General features: G+C 63.3%; 17 protein-coding genes and 1 pseudogene. 4 read left to right on the top strand and 14 right to left on the bottom strand.

The annotated features are described in order from the left end of the window. Window positions 1–82 precede the first annotated feature (82 nt). From BCAL_RS07180 to BCAL_RS13965, 5 genes and pseudogenes are all read right to left on the bottom strand, one after another. Window positions 83–829, bottom strand: coding sequence for an ABC transporter ATP-binding protein (locus BCAL_RS07180; protein ID WP_043166111.1), 747 nt, complete (start codon window positions 827–829; stop codon window positions 83–85). Between the two features lie 10 nt (window positions 830–839). Then, window positions 840–1,763, bottom strand: a complete 924-nt coding sequence (locus tag BCAL_RS07175; protein WP_081887340.1) for an ABC transporter permease — start codon at window positions 1,761–1,763, stop codon at window positions 840–842. A gap of 69 nt (window positions 1,764–1,832) precedes the next feature. Further along, window positions 1,833–2,861, bottom strand: coding sequence for an aliphatic sulfonate ABC transporter substrate-binding protein (locus tag BCAL_RS07170; protein WP_052119158.1), 1,029 nt, complete (start codon window positions 2,859–2,861; stop codon window positions 1,833–1,835). Window positions 2,862–3,096: 235 nt separating this feature from the next. Continuing rightward, window positions 3,097–3,906, bottom strand: coding sequence for an NtaA/DmoA family FMN-dependent monooxygenase (locus BCAL_RS13970; protein WP_274518252.1), 810 nt, complete (start codon window positions 3,904–3,906; stop codon window positions 3,097–3,099). A 68-nt stretch (window positions 3,907–3,974) separates the two neighbouring features. Continuing rightward, window positions 3,975–4,403: pseudogene (locus BCAL_RS13965) on the bottom strand (LLM class flavin-dependent oxidoreductase); the annotation flags it as partial. A 466-nt stretch (window positions 4,404–4,869) separates the two neighbouring features. On the opposite strand from BCAL_RS13965, the gene BCAL_RS13755 reads away from it, so the two are divergent. The 3 genes from BCAL_RS13755 to BCAL_RS07155 all read left to right on the top strand — a co-directional run bounded on the left by BCAL_RS13755 (window position 4,870) and on the right by BCAL_RS07155 (window position 8,561). After that, window positions 4,870–6,036 (top strand): pyruvate formate lyase family protein, encoded by a 1,167-nt coding sequence (locus BCAL_RS13755; RefSeq protein ID WP_238549657.1) that lies wholly within the window; start codon window positions 4,870–4,872, stop codon window positions 6,034–6,036. Continuing rightward, window positions 5,991–7,349 carry a pyruvate formate lyase family protein gene (locus BCAL_RS13960; protein WP_274518255.1) on the top strand — a complete coding sequence of 453 codons (1,359 nt, stop codon included), beginning with the start codon at window positions 5,991–5,993 and terminating at the stop codon, window positions 7,347–7,349. The genes BCAL_RS13755 and BCAL_RS13960 overlap by 46 nt, the downstream gene beginning before the upstream one ends. A gap of 153 nt (window positions 7,350–7,502) precedes the next feature. After that, on the top strand, window positions 7,503–8,561 hold the full coding sequence (locus BCAL_RS07155; RefSeq protein WP_081887339.1) for a glycyl-radical enzyme activating protein: 1,059 nt from the start codon (window positions 7,503–7,505) through the stop codon (window positions 8,559–8,561). Between the two features lie 324 nt (window positions 8,562–8,885). Here BCAL_RS07155 and BCAL_RS07150 read toward each other — a convergent pair whose 3' ends face one another. From BCAL_RS07150 to BCAL_RS07130, 5 genes are all read right to left on the bottom strand, one after another. Next, window positions 8,886–10,532, bottom strand: a complete 1,647-nt coding sequence (locus tag BCAL_RS07150; RefSeq protein WP_202961954.1) for an amidohydrolase — start codon at window positions 10,530–10,532, stop codon at window positions 8,886–8,888. 70 nt (window positions 10,533–10,602) lie between these two features. Further along, complete coding sequence (locus BCAL_RS07145; protein ID WP_052119157.1) at window positions 10,603–12,237, bottom strand: MFS transporter; 1,635 nt, start codon at window positions 12,235–12,237, stop codon at window positions 10,603–10,605. A gap of 158 nt (window positions 12,238–12,395) precedes the next feature. After that, window positions 12,396–13,208, bottom strand: coding sequence for an ABC transporter ATP-binding protein (locus tag BCAL_RS07140; protein WP_043166043.1), 813 nt, complete (start codon window positions 13,206–13,208; stop codon window positions 12,396–12,398). A 4-nt stretch (window positions 13,209–13,212) separates the two neighbouring features. Further along, window positions 13,213–14,304: a taurine ABC transporter substrate-binding protein gene (locus BCAL_RS07135; RefSeq protein ID WP_043166041.1), complete on the bottom strand. Its 1,092-nt coding sequence runs from the start codon at window positions 14,302–14,304 to the stop codon at window positions 13,213–13,215. Window positions 14,305–14,416: 112 nt separating this feature from the next. Continuing rightward, window positions 14,417–15,322, bottom strand: a complete 906-nt coding sequence (locus BCAL_RS07130) for an ABC transporter permease (RefSeq protein ID WP_081887337.1) — start codon at window positions 15,320–15,322, stop codon at window positions 14,417–14,419. A gap of 457 nt (window positions 15,323–15,779) precedes the next feature. Between BCAL_RS07130 and BCAL_RS07125 the strand changes: the two genes are divergently transcribed. Then, window positions 15,780–17,141: an aminotransferase class III-fold pyridoxal phosphate-dependent enzyme gene (locus BCAL_RS07125; RefSeq protein ID WP_043166038.1), complete on the top strand. Its 1,362-nt coding sequence runs from the start codon at window positions 15,780–15,782 to the stop codon at window positions 17,139–17,141. 314 nt (window positions 17,142–17,455) lie between these two features. Here BCAL_RS07125 and BCAL_RS07120 read toward each other — a convergent pair whose 3' ends face one another. The 4 genes from BCAL_RS07120 to BCAL_RS07105 form a co-directional block, all read right to left on the bottom strand. After that, a complete protein-coding gene (locus BCAL_RS07120; protein WP_081887336.1) occupies window positions 17,456–19,120 on the bottom strand; it encodes an aryl-sulfate sulfotransferase in 1,665 nt (554 codons plus the stop codon). A gap of 85 nt (window positions 19,121–19,205) precedes the next feature. After that, a complete protein-coding gene (locus BCAL_RS07115; RefSeq protein WP_043166036.1) occupies window positions 19,206–19,970 on the bottom strand; it encodes an ABC transporter ATP-binding protein in 765 nt (254 codons plus the stop codon). Continuing rightward, window positions 19,967–22,129 carry an ABC transporter permease subunit gene (locus BCAL_RS12765; RefSeq protein WP_160268290.1) on the bottom strand — a complete coding sequence of 721 codons (2,163 nt, stop codon included), beginning with the start codon at window positions 22,127–22,129 and terminating at the stop codon, window positions 19,967–19,969. Before BCAL_RS12765 ends, BCAL_RS07115 begins: the two co-directional genes overlap by 4 nt. Window positions 22,130–22,314: 185 nt before the next feature. Beyond that, window positions 22,315–23,343 carry an NAD(P)/FAD-dependent oxidoreductase gene (locus BCAL_RS07105; protein WP_052119156.1) on the bottom strand — a complete coding sequence of 343 codons (1,029 nt, stop codon included), beginning with the start codon at window positions 23,341–23,343 and terminating at the stop codon, window positions 22,315–22,317. Window positions 23,344–23,718: the final 375 nt, after the last annotated feature.

Below are 23,718 nucleotides of genomic sequence, written 5' to 3'. Positions count from 1 at the left end.
GCAAAAACGGGCATGTCGCTATCGAAGGAATCAATAGCGGCATGCCCGTGTGCATAACGAACACAGTGCATAACGAACACAGTCAGTTCGTGGCGAAGAACTCCTGGTAGATCGAGTCCTTGGCGGTGTTGAACGCCTCACCGATGCGCTGGCGCGGCCAGCCCAGGTCGATATGCTCGACGCGTTTGATCTCGCCGGGATGCGGCTTCATCACGACCACGGTCTGCCCCAGATACACGGCCTCATCGATATCGTGGGTGACGATCACCATCGTGATGTGCTCGCTCTGCCAGATGCGCAGCAGCTGGTCCTGCAGCTTGATCTTGGTGATCGCGTCCAGTGCGCCGAACGGCTCGTCGAGCAGCAGGATCTTCGGCCGGTTGGCGAGCGCACGCGCGATGGCGACGCGCTGCGACATGCCGCCGGACAGCTGCTTGGGCAGCGCGTCCTCGAAGCCGGTCAGACCCACCAGATCGATGTTCGACTGGATCAGCCCGTCGTCCTTCTTATGTTCGGGCGGCAGGGCGAAACGGATGTTCTCGCGCACCGACAGCCATGGCAGGAGGCGGTGATCCTGGAACACGAAGCCCTTGTCGCGCCCCGGTCCGGGGATCGGCTCGCCGTCCATCAGCGCCTCGCCGTCGTAGTCGGTGTCGAGTCCGCCGATGATGCGCAGCAGCGTGGATTTTCCGCAGCCGGACGGTCCGATGATCGACGTGAATCCGCCTCGCGGGAAGTTGAGCGTGACGTCGTGCAGCGCCTCCACGTCACCGTTGTCGGTGTGGAACACCTTGGTGAGGTGACGGATGTCGATGATGTCGTCAGTCATGCACACACGCTCACAGCCACTTGACGATGCGTCGACGCTGCCATTCGACGACGTCGTCCATGAGCTTGCCGATCACGCCGATGAGGAGCATGGCGAGGATCACCACGTCGGGGCGGGACATCGAACGGCCATCGGAGAGCATGAAGCCCACGCCGGAGGTCGCGCCGATCATCTCGGCGGCGACGACGCAGATCCACGCGCCGGACAGGCCGAGGCGGATGCCGGTGAGGATCTGCGGCAGGGCCGCGGGGATCACCACCTGACGGATGAACCGCCACTTCGGGATCTCGTACACCTCGCCCAGTTCGAAGTAGCGCTTGTCGATGCCCTTGATGCCGTCGACGATGTTGACGAACATCGGGAAGAACGCGCCGATGAAGATGATGTAGATCTTCGAGTTCTCGCCGATGCCGAACCACAGGATCGCCAGCGGGATCCACGCGATGCCCGGAATCGGGCGCAGAACCTGCATGACCAGGTCGATGAAGCGCTCGAACCTGCGGGAGATGCCGGCGGCGACGCCCAGTACGGCGGCCGCGACGAGTGCCACGAGGAATCCTTCGAGCACACGCGTGAAGCTCACCAGAATGTTGATGAGCAGTTCGCCGTCGGTGGCGTATTCGACCGCCGCCGCGACGATCTGCTGGGGAGTGGCCATGGAGTAGGACTGCGTCTGACCGGCCGAGCCGTACAGCGACCACAGGGCCACGATGGCGACGGGCAGCACCAGGTACAGCAGCCACCCCGTCACGCCGGTCAGTCCGAGCGTCGACGCCTTGCGTCGTCTGCGAGCGGCCGTCTTCTCGGTCGTCCCGACGGCCCCGGTCTGTGCTGTCTTGCCGCTCACGACCTCACCGACGACCTCCGGACGTGCCGGACGCTCGGAGCGTCCGTGCACCCATGCCGGCAACCCGGCGATTACCTTCTCCACCATTGCACTTCCACCTTTCGTTCATTGCGCTCTGTTGACTGCCCCTCAGTCCCGCTTCTCGGGGAGGAGCAGTCAGTTCTGATAGCTGGTGTCGATCAGCTTGTCGACGTCGACCTCGGACTTGAGGATGCCGTTCTTCCAGGCGAAGTCCTCGACCTGCTTGATCGCGTCGATGTCCGCGGATTCAAGCTTGGTCGTGAACGTCAGACGGGTCCAGATCGTCTTGAGCTGATCGGCGCTCACGCCGAAGTCCTTGGAAACCGCGGCGGCCGCCTTGTCCGGATCCTTGTTGATGAGGTCGGCGCCGCGCTGCACGGCGCGGTTGTACGCCTTGACCACCTCGGGATGCTGCTTGGCGTAGTCGGTGGTGAAGTACGTGATCATGTTGCCGCGCTTGATGCCGGTGCCGTCCGCCAGCACGCGGGCCGTGCCGTCATCCTCGAGCTTGGTGATGTACTGCTCCCAGATCACGATCGCGTCGACGCTCTTGTTCTGCAGGGCGGCGACCTGATCGTCGGCCGACAGGTTCGCGGAGGTGACGTCGTTCAGCGTCAGGCCGTCCTTGCTCAGCAGCAGGGCGAGCAGATGCTCGGCGTAGGATCCGACGGCGTATCCGACCTTCTTCCCCTTCAAGTCGGCGACCGACTTGATCGGCGAATCCTTCGGCACCAGCACGGCCAGCGCCTTCTCGCCGTAGGCCACGTTGGAGACGATGCTGATGTCCTGACCGGTCGACTTGGCGATGATCGCCGGCAGATCGGCCATGTAGCCGACGTCCGCGTTACCGGCCGCGACCGCCTCGTTGACCAGCGGGCCGCTCTTGAACGAATCCCACGTGAAGCTGGCCTTGGCCTTGGCGAGCTCCTCCTTCAGATACCCCTCCTCGTAGGCGACCCAGATGTCGGAATACAGCGGGTACGGCTGTGCGGCGATGCGCACGGTCGTGGTGCTGCCGCTGTTGCTGCCCTTCGACTTGTCACTCGCGTTGGCGATCAGCGCGCTCGGACTCGAGCAGGCGGCCAGCGTCATGACCAGAGCGACCGCCGTGGCCGCCGCCTTGATGACTCTGCCTGCCAGAGATGATCTCGTGGATGCGTTCATTCCCCTTGTTCCCCCGATATGTGGTGTTTCTATGCGTTCGAGCCGTGACGGCCCGTGATTGTTGTTCGTAGATGTGGATTACGCCGCGGTCAAACCCCAACCTGACCGCGCGTAGCCTCCAGTATCGCGCATCCGCACTGCCATGACGGGCCGAAATCGGGAGATTGACTAGACCTAAAATCTTGAACCCCTTATCAGCCCTTGGAATTCAGCCGAAATTCAGCCGATTACTGCCTCACTTCGAAACCTTGTACCGGTACCCCGGATGCGTCGGCTTGAGATGATCGCCCGCGCCGAACAGCTTGTTGCGCAGCGTGCCGGGCGCGTACTCGGTCTGGTAGACGCCACGCTCCTGCAGGATCGGCACCACGTAGTCGATGATGTCCTCGAACGTGCCCGGATTGGTCACGTAGGCGAGGTTGAACCCGTCCACGTCGGCGAGTTCGACGATGCGCTGCAGCTCGTCGGCCACCTGCTCGCCCGAGCCGACCACCACCGGGCTGTTGCCGCCGATGGCGCGCCTGATGGCGATGTCGCGCACCGTCCATCGCTTGCCGTCGTCGCCGGTCACCTTCTGCATGTTGGCGGCGGTCGACTGGATGGCGTTCGATTCGATGTCGTCCAGCGGCTGGTCGAGATCGTACTTCGACAGGTCGGTGCCGATCCAGCCCGAGTACAGCGTCAGCGCGCCCTCGGTGGAGGCGTACCGCTCGTAGTCGTGGTACTTGTCCCACGCCTCCTGCTCGGTGTTGGCGGTGATCGCGGTGAGCATCATGAAGATGCGCGCATCGTATCGGCCGCGACCGGCGGCCTCGAGCGAATCGCGGATCTGCCTGACGGTCGGGGCCACCAGTTCCGGCGTCGGCCCGGTCACGAAGATCGCCTCGGCGTTCTCGGCGGCGAAGCGGATGCCGCGCGGCGATCCGCCCGCCTGGAAGATGACCGGCGTGCGCTGCGGCGACGGCTCGCACAGGTGGATGCCGGGCACGTCGAAGAACTCGCCGTGATGGTTGATCGGATGCACCTTCGCCGGGTCGGCGTACACGTCGTGGGCCTTGTCCCTGACGACGGCGTCGTCCTCCCACGAGCCTCCCAGAGCTTGTAGAGCACCTCGATGTATTCGTCGGCGTAGTCGTAGCGCTTGTCGTGCGGGATGTCCTGCTGTCCCATGTTGCGCAGGGCGGAGGGCAGGTACCCGGTCACCACGTTCCAGCCGACGCGGCCGTTCGTGATGTGATCGAGCGAACTCATGCGCCGGGCGAACGTGTACGGATGCTCGTAGAAGACGCCGGCGGTCACGCCGAATCCCAGATCGTGCGTGGCGGCCGCCATCGCGGAGACCAATGTGGTCGGATCGTTGATCGGCAGCTGGGAGGCGGTGCGCAGCGCGGAGTCCACGTTGCCGCCGTACACGTCGAAATAGCCGACCAGATCGGCGATGAACATCGCGTCGAACCTGCCCCGCTCGAACAGTCGGGCCAGTTCGATCCAGTGATCGAGTTTGGTGTAGTCCGCCGAGCGATCGCCCGGATAGCGCCACATGCCCGAGGACTGGTGCCCCACGCAGTCCTTGACGAAGCCGTTGAAATGAATCTGTCGTGCAGACTGACGAGCGAAGTCCCCCACCTGTGTTGCCACCTTTCGTGTGATCGTATGCGCGCGGATTGCGCCGATGCCGGCCGTCTTCCCCGATCCGCCGGCCGATATCCCATTATGACGTCAGCGGCATCGCGCGGCACGGCGGAGGCCTATAGACGCTGCTTATCGCCGATTATCAACGGCATGTCTTCTTCCCCTGTCTCTCCCCCAGTCAGCCTTCGGCTGCCAGCCCCCTCGTCAGAGGGGGCCGTACGCACCTTATGATGCGCCATAGCATTTGGCTATAGCGATTCCTTCCCGATGCCGCCCGTCGCCCCTCGAATCGCCCATACAATGGCCGGTAATCACCGCAATCGGGGGTTTCAATGCGGTGGAGGCATCACATTTTCATCAGGGGGAATACACACCTATGAGCACAACCGTTCTCTCGCCGCAGGAGACGCGCATCCAGGAGCAGATCGAGAACAAGCAGGCGCAGCCCGCCCATCACACGCGAGCCAACGACATTCTGGCGCGAGTCCGCGCGCAGAAGCCGCACGTCGACGTCGAACGAGGACTGCTGTTCACCGAAAGCTTCCGCCAGACCGAAGGCGAGCCGCTGGTGCTGCGCTGGGCGAAGGCGCTGTACCACTACGCCGAGAAGGCCACCGTGTACGTCGACAAGGACCAGCTGATCGTCGGCCGCGGCGGCGGCGAGGGCCGCTACGGACTGCTCTACCCGGAACTCGACGGCGATACGCTCGACCTCGCCATCAAGAAGCTGCCCACGCGCGAAAGCTCGCCGTTCGACATCGCGCCGGAAGACGCGAAGACCATCATCGAGGACATCGCCCCGTACTGGAAGGGCAAAACCTTCCACGAGGACCTCGCCAAGGCGCTCGGCCCGGAGACGATGAAGCTCACCTACAATCCGGATGAGGCGCTGACCTCCCGCTACGTGGTCAACGAGACCGCATCGTTCCGCTCCAGCCTGCAGTGGGTCCACGACTACGAGATCGTGCTGAAGAAGGGATTCGGCGGCTTGCGCGCCGAGGCGCAGGAGCGTCTGGCGCAGCTCGACGAATTCTCGCCGATCGACAACTGCGAGAAGCGACCGTTCCTCGAGGCGGAGATCCTCACGGCCGACGCGATCATCCTGTGGGCCAACCGTCACGCCGACGAGGCCGAACGTCAGGCCGCCGAGGAGGGCGATCCGAAGCGCGCCGCCGAACTGCAGCGCATCGCCGAAACCTGCCGTTGGGTGCCCGAACACCCGGCACGCACCTTCTACGAGGCGATGCAGAGCCAGTGGTTCACACAGCTGTTCAGCCGCATCGAGCAGAAGACCGGCACGATCATCTCCAACGGCCGCATGGATCAGTACCTTTACCCGTTCTACAAGGCCGACAAGGAGGCGGGACGCATCACCGCCGACGAGGCGCAGGAGCTGTTCGAATGCATGTGGGTCGACATGGCCCAGTACATCGACCTGTACCTGTCCGACGCGGGCGGCGCGTTCAACGAGGCTACGCCCACTGGGAGGCCGTCACCATCGGAGGCCAGACCCCCGAAGGCTACGACGCGACCAACGAGCTGACGTACATCCTGCTCAAGTCGAAGCGAGAGTTCCCGCTCAACTACCCGGATCTCGCGGCGCGCATCCACACGCGCTCGCCGAAGCGCTACCTGCGCGAGGTGGCCCTGACCATCAAGAGCGGCGAGGGCTTCCCGAAGCTGCTCAACGACGAGGACGTGGTGCCGCTGCTGCTGAGCAAGGGCGCGAAGTTCGACGAGGCGCTCGACTACTCCGTGTCCGGCTGCGCCGAATGCCGCATGCCGAACCGCGACACCTACACCAGCCCGAACGCGTACATCAACTTCGCGGCCGCGCTGGAGATGGTGATGTACAACGGCCGCATGCTCAAGTACGGCGATGAGGTGCTCGGTCTGGAGACCGGCGAGTTCGAGGACTTCCAGAGCTTCGACGACCTGTTCGCCGCGTTCCTCAGGCAGCAGAACAACCTGCTCAAGCACGCGTTCATCCAGCAGCACGAGATCATCCGCCTGCGCGCCGAACACTTCGCCACCCCGCTGGGGTCGATGCTGCAGAAGCTGTGCCGCGAATCGTGCATCGACCTGCATCAGCCGAAGATCCCCGGCGGCATCGATCTGGGATACTTGGAATACATGGGCTTCGCCACGGTGATCGACTCGCTCGCCGCCATCAAGAAGCTCGTGTTCGAGGAGCACGTGATCAGCCTGCACGAGCTCAAGGAGGCGTGCGAGCACGACTTCGAGGGCTACGAGGTGATTCGTCAGCTGCTGAGGAACGCGCCGGCCTACGGCAACGACGACCCGTACGCCGACGAGATCGGCAAGATCCTCGACCGCACCGCCCAGGAGTTCACCGCCAAGTACTCCGAGCAGATCGGCGTGCACATGGACATCCGTCTGGTGCCGTTCACCAGCCACGTGCCCTTCGGCAAGGTGGTGTCCGCCACGCCTGACGGCCGTCGCGCGTTCACGCCGCTGTCCGACGGATCGTCCGCCGCGCAGGGCGCCGACCACGAAGGTCCGACCGCGATCCTGCTGTCGAACTACCTGACCAAGAACTTCGATCACAACGAGCACGCCGGCCGACTGCTCAACATCAAACTCTCCCCGGGCTGCGTGGCCGGCCGCGAGGGCACCGAGAAGCTGGTCGAGTTCATCGAGACGTGGCGTGACCTGAAGCTGTGGCACGTGCAGTTCAACGTGATGAACAACGAGACGTTGCGCGAGGCGCAGAAGCACCCCGAGCTGTATCGCAACCTGATCGTGCGCATCGCGGGCTACTCGGCGTTCTTCACCGAGCTGTCCAAGGACCTGCAGGACGAGCTGATCTCCCGCAACGAGCAGGAAGCGTTCTAGTCCGCCGATGCTCGTGTGATTGTCACGCCAATGGGGTGGTCATGACGCGATTGCCATGACCACCCCTTTCACATGTACATGTGCCCCGGGCACCTGCCATGTCCACGCCCATGCCCATCACACATCCGTCACATACACAAGTCTGGTCACACCATGCAGCACGCACTCACCGAACGTATCCTCTTAGACCGCGAGGCCTCGCTCCGCCCCACCGGCGAATGGCGGCGTCTGGCCCCGAAGAACTCGGCGATGGTGTTCAACATCCAGCACTATTCATTGCACGACGGCCCCGGCATCCGCACGATCGTCTTCCTCAAGGGATGCCCATTGCGATGCCCCTGGTGCAGCAATCCGGAATCGCAGCGATTCGGCCCGGAGGTGAGCTACGTGGCCGACAAATGCATCGCCTCGATGGGCTGTGACCGGTGCGCATTGGCGTGCCCGTCGGCGGTACACCGGGTCGACGGCGATGCCGGTGTCAACGATTCGGCGACTATCTCCCTTGATCGGGACGTACTCGACCAACTCGATCTCAATGCGATCACCCGCTTCGCCAAAGCGTGCCCGTCGAAGGCGATCACGCTTGAGGGCAGACCGATGCAGATCGACGAGATCCTTGACATCGTCGAACGCGACGAGGTCTTCTTCGACCGTTCCGGCGGCGGGCTCACGGTCTCCGGCGGCGAGCCGCTCGCGCATCGGACGTTCCTGACGAACCTGCTCGCGGGCGCTCACGAACGCGGCATCACCACCGCCATCGAAACCTGCGGATACGCCCCGTACGCCTCGCTCGCGAGCGCGGCCGAACACCTCGACTACGTGCTGTTCGACATCAAGTCGATGGATTCGGCAGTCCATCGCGAATGGACCGGATACAGCAACGAGCGCATCCTCGACAATTTCACGCGACTGTGCGCCGATCACCCCGAGCTGCCGAAGCTGGTACGCACGCCGATCATCCCGGGGTTCAACGATTCGCTTGAGGATATCGAGGCGATCGTCGATTTCCTGCATGGGCTCGGCGGCCGTGAGGCGAACATCACCTATCAGCCGTTGCACTATCACCGGTTCGGCGAGGGCAAGTACCATGCCTTGGACCGCGACTATCCGATGGGCGACATCAAGCTCGACGACGCCCTGTTCAACGAGATCCGCGACATGGTCCTCGCCTCCGGTCTGGCCGCCGACGCCCTCTACAAGGATTCCGACTGAAACTCCAACTCCCCGCCACCGTACGCTGAGATGACGCAGGCGTACGTTGCTGGTGGCTATTCCGACTGAATCACCCGCATTCGTATGCTGCCACGACGCAGGCGTACGAATACGGGTGATTATCCGCCGATACTCCCGTTCCCCGTACACTGACCACCACTCAGCGTACGTAAACGGGGACTTGCCCCGTTTTATAACTTTTTATAAGTATTATATCTTTTATAAGTCGCCTACGATCGTGACCGGGTGACCTGTGACGGGAGGTAAATCATGCCCAATCCGTTCAAGCGGTGGCTATCCCGCCCATTAGACAGAGGAGACAGATCAGACAGAGGATTCATCTTCGTTGCGGGGCCATACCTGATCGCCCTCCTTGTAGGTACGCACTACGTGGATATCGCGAAGAGACGGCTCCGGGGCACCATCATCACCGATCGGCACCGTAAGGGGATTTCGCTCCAGCACGCATAGGTCAGCCAATTTGCCGGCTTCCAGTGTGCCTTTGTCATGTTCCTCGCCATACTGGAATGCGGCGTTCGCCGTGATCGCGCGCAATCCATCCGCAACGCCGATCCGCTGCGACTCGTCCAAGAGCACGCCATTGCTGGTGCGCCGCGACGCCGCACACCAGACCGCCTCCAACAGATTGGGACGGATGATCGGCGAATCCGTATGGAAGGTAAAGGGCAGAGCGAAATCGGCCGCATCCCGGACCGCCGAAATCCGACGGCCACGAGCCGGACCGAAATTACGCAGGTGGGCATCGCCCCAATACCAGCAGTGTGACACGAAGAACGACGGCACCATATGCAGTGCCGGCATGCGAGCGAACTGATCCCGTCGTGTCAGCTGGCAATGCACCATCACCGGACGCAATCCGTCCTTATGCGCGTTCGGCGAATCCGCATACGCACGCTCGTACACATCAAGGAACTGTTCCGAAGCCGCGTCCCCGTTGCAATGCGCCATTAACTGCAATCCAGAGTCAATCGCCGTGCGTGCGAAATCGTACGCAGCATCGTCTCCGACCGCCTGATTGCCGTGGAAATCGGTGCCTTCAGGCCCCGGGGTATACGCCTCGGACACCCACGCCGTGCGTCCCTGCGGCGATCCGTCGAGGATCAGCTTCAGCCCGCCAATACGCAGATGATTCACGTAACGCGGTCCGACATAGTAGCGATGCTGGGCAAGAATGTCCGCGACGGGCTCCCCATACATCGGGTAGGAGACCACGTCCAGTCGAAGTCGTTCCCGTTGGGCGAGCGTATCGAGATTGTCCGCCCAGCCGGCGGTCGTCGCGCCATCCTGAGCAGTCGTGATGCCATGAGACAGATACTCGTCCTGCATGTCATCGGCTAGAGCGAGAGGGTCGACATTCATACGACTGCCCAGCGCGCGATACACCGCGAAGATGGCATTCGGCTCCTGGCACAGTCCATCCGGCGTTCCGTCGACCTCGCGACCGAACCGCGCACCGGCCGGGTCCGGCGTATCGCGTGTGATGCCGGCGATGTCCAACGCTTTCGAATTGGCGACCAGCATATGACTCGACACGTGCACGGCCAGAACGGGCACATCCGTCGACACCCGATCGAGATCATGGCGATTCGGATGACGCCGTTCGGCGATCAGATGCGTATCGTATCCGACACCGAGAATCACCCCGTCATCCGACGTGGAGACGCCTCTGCGCAACGCGAAATACCGCAATCGCATGACGATGTCATCGATGGACGTCGATCTGGTGAGATCGGCCGCCGTGAAATACTGCGATATCCCGGAGAAGTGACTGTGTGGGTCGATCAATCCCGGCAGCAAGGTCGCGCCTTGCAGATCCCGTTCCTGTACGGAGGTCGTCATACTTCGGGCATGGGCCCGAGCCTCATCGAGGGAGCCGACGAACGCGATGCGCCCATCGGCGTCGGTGAGCAACGCCTCCGGACGTGAACATCGCTCGAAGTCAGGCGTCATCGTAAGGATGACACCGCCGTACAACAGCCTCGGTGTGTGACTTGTGTGCAGACTCATGCCCGAGGCCCTTCTACCGTTCGCTACGTTCGTCTTGCTCCGCGGCTTCACCGAACTTGGTGATGCCGCGAGTGGTGAACAGGCCGAACGCCACGATCGCGGCGGCGACGACGTAGGCCGAACGCGTGACGTTGTATCGCTGCTCGGCGTTGATTCTCACCAGTTCGGTCTTCTCCTCAGGCGTGGCGCCAACGTCGGCGATCTCCTTCTCGAACTCCTCGTCGCCGACCAACGTGATGCTCTTGCTCGTCACCGCGGACGCCACATCGGAAGAGATCACCGGAGAATTCCTCACGGCATTGCCCACATTCGCGGTGATGCCGAACAGCAGTACCGCTCCAAGAATGCCGACGCCGAGCGCCTGGCCGATGTTGCGTGCTACGCCCTGCACTCCACCGGACTGCGAGGCGTCACGCTCGTTCACCGCCAATGCGACGACGTTCGACGCCTGCGAGTTGATGAGACCGACGCCGATACCGGTGACGATCGTACCGACGAACACCAGCCATTCGATCGCACTATGCAGCGTGATGGAGAACGAGCGGATGAACAACGCCACGATCATGACGATGTATCCCAGCTGGATCACACGCTTCGGATTCGCATTCGGCAGGAGCTTCGGCAATCCGATCGCCACGAGAATCGTCGGCAATCCGGACAGGACGGAGATCACGCCGACCTTGGCCGGAGACCATCCGGCCACCAGCTGCAGGTACGGTCCCATGAGAATGCCCTGGACTCCAAGGAACAGGAAGGTGATCAGCCATGCATACAGACCTGCAAGCACCTGCGGGGTCTTCAGGAACGACTGCGGCAACAAAGCCACGCCGTTGCGCTCCTCGACGCCCTTCTCCACCACGCCGAGCACGACCAGCACGATCGCGCCGATGATGACCAGCGGAATCGCCGGAGACAGTCCAAACACCGTGAACGGAGCCTGCGGGAACGCCTCAAGTAGTCCCCATGCCGAAATGCGCGAGAGACCAAAGAGCACCAGGAAGAATCCGATGGCCGCGAGCGTGACGCCCAGCACGTCGAACTTGTGGTTCACTTCGGTTTTCGAGATCCTCGGCAGACGAAGCGAGAGCAACAGCAGCATGATGAAGTATGCCGACAGCACACCGTACACCACGCGGAATCCGCTCAGGCCCATCACGATGCCCAATGCGAGCGGCAGGAACGATGAGAAGCCACCTGCAGCGGCACCTACGCAACCGAATGCCAGCGCACGATGCTTGCCTTCATAGATCTTCGGGATCAGACCAAGCACGGACGGGATCAGCAGGCTCGCGCCGAGTCCCACGAACGTGCGGCCACCCCAGTTGAACACGTCGATGTTGGGCGACAGTGCGGAGATCAGCTCGCCGATCGCGCACAGCGCCGCGCCGACGCGGAAGGTTCGTTTCCACCCAAACAGAGTACCGATGAACCCGCCGGCCACCATGAACGAGCCGGCGATCAGCGGGTACATCATGTTCGACAGCTGGATGCTGGCCATGTTCGCGTGCAACTGAGTTGTCAACGCCGATGTGGCGATGGCCAAAGCGCCGTTGTCGCCGGACGTGCCCATCTGAGCGAGGATGAGCGTGACGACAGGGAAGACCAGGAACTTTGTTGCGGACTTCGACGCCGTGCGATTCCTCGGCACTGGTGAGGATATTGATTTGGATTGCGACTGTGTTTGCGCTTGCATTGTTGACGTCATCAAAACGCCCTTTCATGTGCAAAGAGAAAACCAGAGGTGGGAACCGGGTCGTCGGGCCCGGTTCCTGATGGGTGACCTAGTTGGTACTGAGGGTCAGTGGGTCAGTGGTGGATCGCGCCGGAGATCTCGTGCTCGAGCGCGATGAACTGCGGGGTGTTGCGCACCGCGTCGATATCCTCGGGATGGTCGGGGTCGCGCGGCACGGTCACCGGCACGTCCATCTTGACGGTGCCGGGGTGGGCGGTCATCACGATCACGCGCGTACCGAGGAAGATCGCCTCGTCGACGCTGTGGGTGATGAAGAACACGGTCTTGCGCTTCTCCTGCCAGATGCGGCGCAGCTCCACCTGCAGGTTCTCGCGGGTCAACGCGTCGAGCGCGCCGAACGGCTCGTCCATGAGGATGAGGTCGGGATCGGCGGCGAGCACGCGCGCGATCTGTGCACGTTGCTGCATGCCTCCGGACAGCTCGTACGGGCGGCGATCTGCAGCGTCGGACAGACCCACCATCTCGAGGTACTCGCCGGCGATGCGTTCGCGACGCGCGCGATCCACGCCCTGCACCTTCATGCCGAACTCCACGTTCCGACGCACGTTGAGCCACGGGTACAGCTGCGGCTTCTGGAACACCACGCCGCGCTTGGCGTCGGGGCGTTCGATGCGCCGACCGTTGATGAGCAGCTCGCCCTCCGTGGGCTTCTCGAATCCGGCGAGCATGCTCAGCAATGTGGTCTTGCCGCACCCCGACTGGCCGACCACGCAGATGAAATCGTGATTGGCGATGGTCAGGTTGATGTCGTGCAATGCGGTGACCTTCTCGCCCCGTTCGGTGTCGAAGGTCTTGGTGACGTGGCGGATGACCACGCCGCCCTGATCGCCCGTGTTCTCCGTACCGGTTGTCGATGTAACGGTCATCGCCTCAGTTCTCCTTGGCGACCTGCTCGATCGCGTCGGCGTAGAGCGCGGAGTCGTAGCTGTCGCCCACCGCGTCGATGCCGTTCTGCTGCTTGAGGAATTCGGCGGTCTTCTTGAAGGTCGCCGGCAGGTCGTCCGCGAAGGTCTTGGCCTGTTCGCTCGCGTCCGGGTACTCGTATCCGGCGAGCTGCTGCTTGACCTGATCCGGGTCGATGCCCAGCTGGGAGGCAATGGAGTCGATGGCCTTGCCATCCTTGGCGGCGACCTGCTTGATGGCGTGATTCTCCACGGCGGTCCAGGTCTCCAGCACGGACGGGTTGGTCTTGATGAAGTCGGTCGCAGCCACTTCGAGATCATAGGTGGGCGCGCCCAGCTTGGCGGTTTCGGCGCTGGAGGTGACAGGCTTCGCGCCGGCCTTCTTGAGTTCGCTCTGCACCGGATCCCACACCCATGCGGCGTCGATCTCGCCGCGCTGCCATGCGGCGGGGATCTTGTCCGGATCGAGGTTGATGAGTTTGACGTCCGATTCGCTCAATCCCTCGTTCTGCAGCGCGGAAAGCAGCGAGAAGTGCGAGGTGGAGCCGAACGGCACGGCCACCGTCTTGCCTTTGAGATCCTTGACGGACGTGATGCCGTCCTTGGCGACGAGCGATTCGGCCTCGCCGATCACGTCGTTGATCCACACGGCCTGCACCGGCAGGTTCAGCGGCGCGCTGGCGGCCTTGACCGTCGGGCTGGAGCCGAGCAGCGCGATGTCGAGCGACTTGGCGCCGAACGCCTGCAATGTATCCGCGCCGGAGTTGAACTGGCTCCATTCGACCTTGGCCTTCGGCAGGCAGGCTTCGAGCAGCTTCTGATCCTTGACCACCAGATCGGCGTTCGGAATGGCCTGCCAGCCGATGCGCAGCGTTCCGGTGAAGTCGGTGTTCTCCTTGGTCACACAGGAGCTGGATGCATTGCTCGCGTCAGTATTGCCGGCCACCTGATCGGCGGTCTGCATCTGACCGCAGGCCGCGACCGATGCGACGGCTGCGACGGTGGCCACCAGTGCGAGTGCGCGCTTCGCCCAACCGGAACGCTTGAGATCGATAGACATGATATGGTTTCCCCTTCTATTGTTTTCGGATAAGTCGTTGTTTCACGTGAAACATCCCACGTGTTGTGATTCGCGGACGGCCCCCACCGTCCGCGTCACCACTCCCCCGGAATCACTCCTTGCCGACCCACGGCGTGAGCGCGTGGATCACCAGCTGCAGGATGCCGTCGAGTACGAGCGCCGCGATGCCGATCACGATGATGCAGGCGATGGTCAGCGGCGTGTTCATCTCCGTGCCGGACAGGTAGGCGAGCGCGCCGATGCCCGGGATGCCGTTGTTGAGCTCGGCGGCCACGACCGTGGTCCACGCGAAGCCGACAGCGAGACGGATGCCGTTGAGCACGCTGGGCAGGGCGCTCGGCAGGACCACCAGCGACAGCAGCTGCAGTCGCGAGGAGCCCAGCGATAGCGCGGAGTTGATGCGGTCCTTGCTCACGCCCTTGATGCCGTCGATGGTGGCGAGCACGATCGGCGGGAAGGCGGCGAGGAACAGCAGCCAGATCTTGGTGGTGTCGCCGATGCCGAACCATACGATGAGCAGGCCGATGTAGCCGAGCGGAGGCAAGGCGCGCACGAAGTTGATGTACGGCATGACCACGCGGCTGAGCCATGCGACGCTCGACAGCAGGAAGCCGACCAGCACGCCAGCGACGATGGCGAAGCCGAGTCCGACGCCGATGCGTTCGAGGCTCATCAGCAGATGCTGCCACAGGAAGTACTGCTGCACGCCGCAGACGATACGCGTCGATCCGGCGGCGATCGGATTGCAGGTGTTGGCCTTGATGAAGGCATTCCACACAGCACCCGGGCTCGGCAGGTACAGCGGGTTGATGAGCTTGGTAGCGGTGACCGCCCACCAGACGGCCACGAAGCCGACCAGCGAGATCAGCGCCTGCAGCCTGTTGACCGGAATGCGCCTGCGGATGACTTCGGGGCCCTGATTCGGCCCCGGTGCCACGCGCCTGGTCACAGGACGCGTCCACGTCTTCGCTCGTTCGATGCCTATTGCCGCAGTCATGCTTGCTTTCCCCCGTGTCCGGCCGGGTCGCGACTGTGACTGTCCGTCACGCTGGCCGAGACCCTTATTGCTGTGAAAATCATTGGGCCCGCAACCAGAACAACAAGTAGCTACGGTCTTGTGGATTTGCGTGCCGCCGCCCATACAACGGGATCGGCACACAAACGTTCCGTGCTGAATGCGACGGCGTCTGCACGCCGTGACCTCTTAACGGAACCTCTGTGCTCAACAGTAACCGGTGCAATCGGCCCGCAGGCCCCAAAAAACGAAAATCGCTTATAGACGCTTCCTATGACCGTTTAACGAACCGCATAACCCCGCCATTCCGGGCTTTCCGCACCGTTTCGTCTCACTGGATCGCCATGCTTATACTTCGGCCATCGGCCTCGTTGGGAGGGCCGCATACGTCTCGTCGACGACGATGAATGCCGACGTGAATCAGGGGGAATACAACACTATGGGCAATCCGACCGTGAACGACCCGACCGGACAGGAAGTGGCGCGACTGCATCAGGAGTACGTGCTCCAGCCGTGGGCGAAGCAAGGCGGGCCGGTCATCGCGGTCAAGCGCGCCGAGGGCATCTACTTCTGGGATTACGACGGTAAGCGCTACGCGGACATGAGTTCGCAGATGGTCTGTTCGAATCTGGGCCATCAGAATCAGGTGGTGGTGGAGGCGATCAGGAAGCAGGCGGAGGAGCTGTGCTACATCGCCCCGAGCTTCGCGGTCAAGCCGCGCGGCGAACTGGCCCGCCTGCTGGTGAGGATCGCCGGCGAGGATCACTTCCAGCGCGTGTTCTTCACGCTGGGCGGCTCCGATTCCAATGAGAACGCGATTGAGATCGCCCGCTTCTATACCGGCCGGCCGAAGATCCTCTCCTGCTATCGCTCCTACCACGGATCCACGTTGGGATCGGCGTTCGCCAGCGGCGACTGGCGCAGGTTCGCCTATGAGGTGGGCGGTGCGGCTCCGAGCTTCGTTCACTTCCTCAACCCGTCCGTCTACGAGGACGGGTTCGATCGCACGCCCGAGGATGAGGCGCGATGCACCCGTCAGTATCTGCACCAGCTGGAGGAGCAGATCGCCTACGAGGGGCCGGAGACCATCGCAGCGATCCTCATGGAGTCGATCGTGGGCGCCAACGGTGTGCTCGTGCCGCCGAAGGGCTATATGGAGGGCGTAGCGGAACTGTGCCACAGGAACGGAATTCTGCTCATCTGTGACGAGGTGATGGCCGGGTTCGCGCGTTCGGGCAAGATGTTCACCTGGCAGAACTTCGATCTGGTGCCGGACCTCGTCACCTTCGCCAAGGGCGTCACCGGCGCCACAGTGCCGTTGGGCGGTGTGATCGCGAGCAAGGCGATCTCCGAGTTCTTCGAGACCCACCCGCTGCCGTGCGGTCTGACCTACTCCGGTCATCCATTGGCCTGCGCGGCCGGTCTGGCCGCCACCCAGTACTATCTGGATCACGACGTATGCGCCCATGTCAGGCAGTTGGAGAGCGTGCTCAAGCCGACGTTGGAGGGCTTCGCACGCCGTCACGCCTGCGTAGGCGAGGCGCGATGCATCGGCCTGTTCGCCGCACTCACACTGGTCGTAAACAAGGAGACCCGCGAACTGATGGCCCCGTACCACACGTCCAACGGACGCATGCCGGCCATCTTCGCCAAGTTGCGGGAACGGGGATTCTATACGTTCGGCCGCGAATCGAACCTCAACGTCTGCCCGCCGCTGATCATCACCGAGGAGGAGCTGCGCGAACAGCTCGACATCCTCGACAACGTGCTCACCTGGGCCGACGAAGAGTTCTGCAAGTAGGGTCAAATCCACTAGCCACCGTTACCGTACGCTGAGATGACGCAGGCGTACGGTGACGGTGGCTATTCCGACTGAATCACCCGTATTCGTATGCTGCCGCGACGCAGGCGTACGAATACGGGTGATTATCCGTTGATACTCCCGTTCCCCGTACACTGACCGACACTCAGCGTACGGGGAACGGGGTTTGGGGGTCCGGGGACCGGAACTCCAAGGGCCGAGACTTCCAAGGACCGGATACCGGCAGGAACCCCGGCCGGAACCCACAGGCAGGAACCTACAGACAAGGCCCCGGCAGGTTCCTACAGGCTCATCTACAGGGTGTAGGTGATCTTGGGGCCGCCGGACTTGCCGAAGAGGCCGCCGTCGGACTTGCGGGCGGCGCTCAGGTTCTTGATGTCGTCCTTGTCGAGGCGGACCATGCAGAAATCGGCGTGGTCGGGGGCGGCATCGGTCCGGTCGGAGCCGGCGGATCCGTCGGCGGAACCGGTGGATCCGTCAGCACCACCGTCCTTGCCGGAATCACCCTTCCCACCGGACTTCCCATCCCCGCCGAACTCGTCGTCATCCGTGCCGGTGAGCGACTGCTTGTTCGGGTCGACGCCGTCGACGGTGGTCACCTTGAGCACGTCGTCACGCGCACCGGGCACACGGAACGTGGTCACGTCGATCGGCACGATCGACTCCTCTTCCGGCTTCGGCACCTGCGGCACCCACGAGTAGGGCGCCCTATAGGCGCGGTAGACCATGTTGGTGGCGAATCCGGGCGCGAACTCCTTGAAATACGGGCTGATGTACTCCCACACGATCCGATGGTCGGGCGTCACCTCGATCAGGCGGCCGTCGGAGCCCTCGGTGATCAGCGTGTTGCCGTTCTCGAGCCTTTGAGCCGACGAGATGAACGACGAGTAGAACTTGGATCCGTCGGAGAACGGCATGAATCCGGCCTCGACCGGCGTGTACTGCCAGACGATCTCCAAGGTGACCGGGTTGATCTCGAGCACGCGCGAGTAGTCGCGGTGCACGGCGCTCACGCCGTCCGGAGCGATGGCGTTGGGCGCGTCGTAGCCGGCCGCGCCGCCGTTGTCGAAGACGAGCAGATCGCCCGCGCCCGGCAGTCCGCGCGGAATCAGGTGGAGGTGATGCTGGCCGATGATCGGGCCGATCTTCTTCACGGCCTCGTTCTCGGCGAAGTCCGGACCGAGCTTCCACACGATCTTGCCGGTCTGCTTGTCGATGATGGCGAGGATGTTCGCGTTGCGCGCGTCGAAGAGGATGTTCTCCGGGGCGAATCGCAAGTCACCGCGGTCGAACCACTTGTTGGGGCCGAGCGTGGAAATGCAGTTGACGTGCAGCCAGTCGCCGCCCGCCTCGCCGCGCATCGCGGGGTTGGCGTACAGGGACTTGCGCGCCGCCTCGGAGAATCCGAACTCCTCGAAGTGGTCGGCCGCGCGCCACTCCCAGACGACCTCACCCTCCCAGGTGACCTCGATGATCTTGTCGTCGATGAGCAGCTGGTTGGTGATTTCCGGGTGGTATGAGTTCTCGTGCGTGAGGATCAGCGTGTTGCCGGAGTCGGTCTTCGGGTCGAGTCCGGGCGCGTAGTAGCCGGTGGGCGATCCCTCACGTTCGAAGTCGTGGTGCTGACGGGCCATGTAGCGCGGCTCGCGGCCCTCGTCATGGACGAGTTCGGTGTGATCCCACTTCCATTCGACCTTGCCGTCCCACGAGACCTGCAGCAGGTCGAGCTGGTCCTGATAGGCCGCCGATCCGCCGCGAGCGCCGGAGGAGCCGAACACGGAGCCGCCGGGCAGCAGCTTGTTCGGGAATCCGGCGAGTCCGGCCCAGCGGTTCACCTCCCGTCCGTTCATGTCGATGAGAAGCGCGCCCTTGGGGGTCGGGAACAGCGTGTAGCCGTTCCACGCCGCGTCCTTGTCGTAGATGGTGACGCCGGTCGGGTAGATGGTGGGATAGCCCATGGGTGATGTGTCCTCCTGGTTGATGGGGTGGCTGGTGAGGTAGCTAGTGGGATGGCTGGTGAGAGTGAACGGGGGAAGTTACGGTTCAGGATGCCTTGACGACTTCGCGCGCGCGCAGGAAGTGGTCGTAGACGCGGCTCTTGTATGCGGCGAACTCGTTGCTGCCGCGATCGCGATGCTCGCCGAGATCGACGTCGATGATCTCCTCGATGCGCCCGGGGCGGGTCGACATGACGACGATGCGGTCGGCCAGATACACGGCCTCCTCGATATCGTGCGTGACCATGATCATCGTGTTGTGCTGCTGCTTGCGGATGTGCAGAAGCTCGTCCTGCAGTTCGATCTTGGTCAGAGCGTCGAGCGCGCCGAATGGCTCGTCGAGCAGCAGGATCTCCGGGTCGGTGGCGAGCGCCCTGGCGATGGCCGCACGCTGGGACATGCCGCCGGACAGCTGGCTCGGGTAGGCGTCCTTGAAGTCGCCGAGTTTGACGAGGTTCAGCAGATGGTCGGAGATGCGCTGCCGTTCGGCCTTGGGTCGCCCCTTCAGACCGAACTGCACGTTGTTCTCGATGCTCATCCACGGGAAGAGGCGATGCTCCTGGAAGATCATGCACCGGTCGGTGCCCGGCTTGGTGATCTCGTGGCCGTTCAATTCACAGCGGCCGGCGGTCGGCTGTTCGAGGCCGGCGATGATCTTGAGCAGGGTCGATTTGCCGCAGCCGGAGTGGCCGACGATGACGAGCAGTTCGCCGTCGCGCACCTCCAGGTTGATGCCGTCGAGCACGGTGATCGGCTTGCCCTTGACGACGAAGCTCTTGCCCAGTCCTTCGATATCCAAGTCCACGGTCATGCTGTTGCCTTTCTAATCGTTTCCCACGGGGTGACGGCCCGCGAGATCGCGGAGAGCACCACGTCCATCAGCACGCCGGCCACGGCGATGACGATCATGCCGGCGAATACGATCGAGTAATCCATGAGGCTGCGCGCATCGTTGATGCGGAAGCCGATGCCGGAGCTGGCCGCGATCATCTCGGAACCGACGACGGCCATCCAGGAGATGCCGAGGGCCAGTTTGAGTCCGACGAAGATCGAGGGCAGGGCGCCCGGCAGGTAGATCTCGCGGAAGAGACGCCACCGCGAGAGCTGGTACATGTTGCCGACCTCGACGAGCTTGCGGTCGACGCGCGTGATGCCGTCGATCGTGTTCATGAGGATCGGGAAGAACGCGGCGAGGAAGATGACGGCCACCTTGGAGCCTTCGCCGATGCCGAACCACATGACCAGCAGCGGCACCCAGGCCATCATCGGAATCTGGCGGATCGCCTTGAACGCGAGCATGAAGAAGCGGTTCGCGGACAGGCTCATGCCCATGATCACGCCGAAGAAGATGCCGAACACGGCGGCCAGTCCGTAGCCCTTGAGGATGCGGCTGATGCTGATCGCAAGGTCGCCCTTGAACGTGCCGGAGGTGAGCTGACCGACGATCGTGTCGGCCACCGAGGAGATCGTCGGCAGCACGAGCGTGGAGATCAGCCCGGAGGCGGTCGCCACATGCCAGACGACGAACACGCCGATCGGCAGCAGCACGAGGAAGACCACGTCGAGGACCCGCTTGGCGACGCCCAGCGACTGGATGCGCGAGGTGAGGGAGGCGGTGGTCGAAGCGGACGATTCGTCGGCCGAGTCATCGGCGACGGACGCAATCTCCTTGCGATTCAGCACGTTCAGCCAGGCGCGTAGGCGGTTGCGGCCGACGGTCACGGCGACGGCGAACAGCACGTAGCCGACGAGCAGCGCGATCGCCGCGAAAGCCGTGTTCGCGTGGTTCCGTGCGGCCGCATCGGCGGAGGCTCCGGTCGCCCCGGCGGCTTGTTCGTCCACGACGCCGGCGACGGCGGCCGTGGCGTCCTTCTTCGCGTCGGCCACGCCCTTGTCCTGCTCGTATTCCTCGATGGCCTGCTTGAGCGGAGCCGGATCAGCCCACGCCTGCACGTCGATCGGATTGGCGATGAGCTTGTTGTCGAGTTCGAACTGCTGCACCTGCTTCATCGAGTCGATGAGCGCGGGCGTGAGCGTCACCGGGTGGCCGACCTTCGGATCGTCGACGGCGGTGGCCTCGACGACGTTGAGCGGGTTGCCGGATCGTTGCGCGGACAGCTTGTTGAACGCGTCCGGATCCTTGACGATGTCGTCCTTGGCCTTGAGCAGCGCCTTGATGACCGCTGCGGACACGTCCGGATGCTGCTTGGCGAAGTCGGTGCGTCCGATGAGCACGGTCGGCTCGTAGAAGATCTTGCGATCGGCCTTGATGCCGCTGTGGATGACCCTTGCCTTGCCCTCATCGACCAGCTGCTGCTCCTGTCCGGCGGAGACGACGGCCGCGTCGATGCCGTTGGTGGCGAGCGTCGACAGGCCGCTCGGCAGATCGGTGTTGACCGCCTCGATGTCGGAGAACTTGAGGTCTGCCTGCTGCAGCACCTTGATCAGGTACATCTGCGGGGTGGCGCCGCGCATGTACGCGACCTTCTTGCCCTTCAAGTCCTTGATCGACTTGATCCCGGACTTGGTGGAGGCGACGAGTCGCCAGCCGGAGTTGTATTCGGTCACGGCCAAGAGCGTCGTGTCGATGCCCTTGGACTTGCCGAGGATGCCGGCGAATCCGGCGTAGTCGACGTAGTCGAGGTCGCCGCCGGTCAGCGCCTCGTGCAGCGCGGGCGCGGCACCGACGAAGCCGGTGCCGGTGGCCTTGTAGCCGAGGGGCTTCAGGTACTCGTCGAGATAGCCCTTCTCCAGGGCGACGCCGAGCACGCCGTTGTTCCAATTGGTGCCGGACGACGGGTAGCCGAATCGCAGGGTCTTGAGACCGGTCGATTCGTCGGCGCGGGCCGGCTGCACTCCGAACGCGCCGGAGACGAGGATCGTCAGGACGGCGAGCATCGCGGCGACGATCACCCGGATGCGGCCGGCCGTCGCTGACGAATCGGATATGGATGATGTACGAGTACGCAAGTTGAAGCCCCCATTCACATGTGCTCCGCGGCGTCGCTTTCTTCCCCTGCCATCGCCCTGTCGTTTCCCCCGGGCGATGGAGGCGCTTTCGCGGATACCGGCGACGTTACCGCAATCATCGGCGCGCCGAGGCGGCTTCATTGAAGACGTTGCTTATGACGGGCTATACGCACGTCATTCGTGTGTCACTCGTGCAACGGCTGCTTGCGATCAGGGTAGAGCTGCTCGGCCAGGTGGTTGACGGCGCGCGGCACCTCGCCGAAGCCGGCGGAAATGAGCTTGACCTTGCCCGGATAGTTGACCGCGTCGCCAACGCCGTAGATGCGTGGCACCTCGGTCTCCAGATACTCGTTGACCTCCAGATCGCCGCGCTTGACCGGCAGTCCCCATTCCTTGAGCAGATGGTTGTCGGAGGTGAAGCCGTAGTTGACGAGCAGCGCGTCCACGTCGAGATCAAGCGTCTCGTCGCTCTTGATCTTGGCGAGTTCGATGTGCAGGCCGTCGCCGTCGGGCACGCCGGTCACGGACGTGAACTTGTACGGCGTGAGGATCGCGACGGTCGATTCCTTCAGTCGCGCGACGCTCGATTCGAGCGCGCGGAAGTTGTCGCGACGATGGATGAGCACGACCTTGCCGGCGATGCGCTCCAGTTCGAGCGCCCAGTCGATGGCCGCGTCGCCGCCGCCCGCCACGGCGACGGTCTTGCCGGCGAAATCGGCCAGATGCTTGACGAAGTAGAAGACCCCATGGCCGTCGAGTCGCTCGCGATCGTAGTCGATGGCGAGCGGGCGCGGCGTGAACGCGCCGGAGCCGATCGCCACGATCACCGAGCGCGTGCGGATCTCGCGCGCGGGCGTGGTCAGCGTGAACGTGCCGTCGGCGAGCTGCTCGAGGCCACGCACCTCCTCGTTGGTATATACGGTGATGCGTTCGGGGAACGTGTCGATCTGCTTCTTCAGGTTGCTGACGAGTTCGGCGCCGGTGCCGGAGACGAATCCGGCGATATCGTGGATCGGCTTCTCCGGGTAGAGGGCCGCGACCTGACCGCCGAGCTCGGGCAGGCTGTCGACGAGCGTGACGTCGAGATTGCGCATGGCCGAGTAGAACGCGGCGAACATGCCGACCGGCCCACCGCCGATCACGGTCACGTCCGTGATGGCGGGCGCCCCGGCGTTCTCTGCCTCGGTCTGCTCGATAGTGGTTGCTTCGCTCATGTGGTTTCCCCCCAATGTATCCGTATTGATGTTCATGACCCCATGCCGGTCTCCCCGCACCGCCACCACCTCGGCTCCCCTTGTCAGGGAAGCCGGCCCGCGAAGCGGGACTGAGGGGTAGTCAATACGATGCCGGTCTCCCGTGGCCCCGATGACCGGCCGTCGGATCATATAGGCGTCAGTATACGGATCGACGCCGGTGACACGAAGTGCGGCCACAATCCGCAAAACGGCGGAATTCCAACGATTGATAACGGACGACAACTAGAACCATCAACCAACCTCGGACCCGCATGTTTCACGTGAAACATGCGAGAAACGGCGAAATCGCAACGGTTTCACGCCACCCCGACCCTGTAAAACCCACGAATCCCC

The organism is Bifidobacterium callitrichos DSM 23973 (assembly GCF_000741175.1).
Classification (GTDB): domain Bacteria; phylum Actinomycetota; class Actinomycetes; order Actinomycetales; family Bifidobacteriaceae; genus Bifidobacterium; species Bifidobacterium callitrichos.
This window is presented reverse-complemented; position numbering and strand designations above follow the sequence as displayed.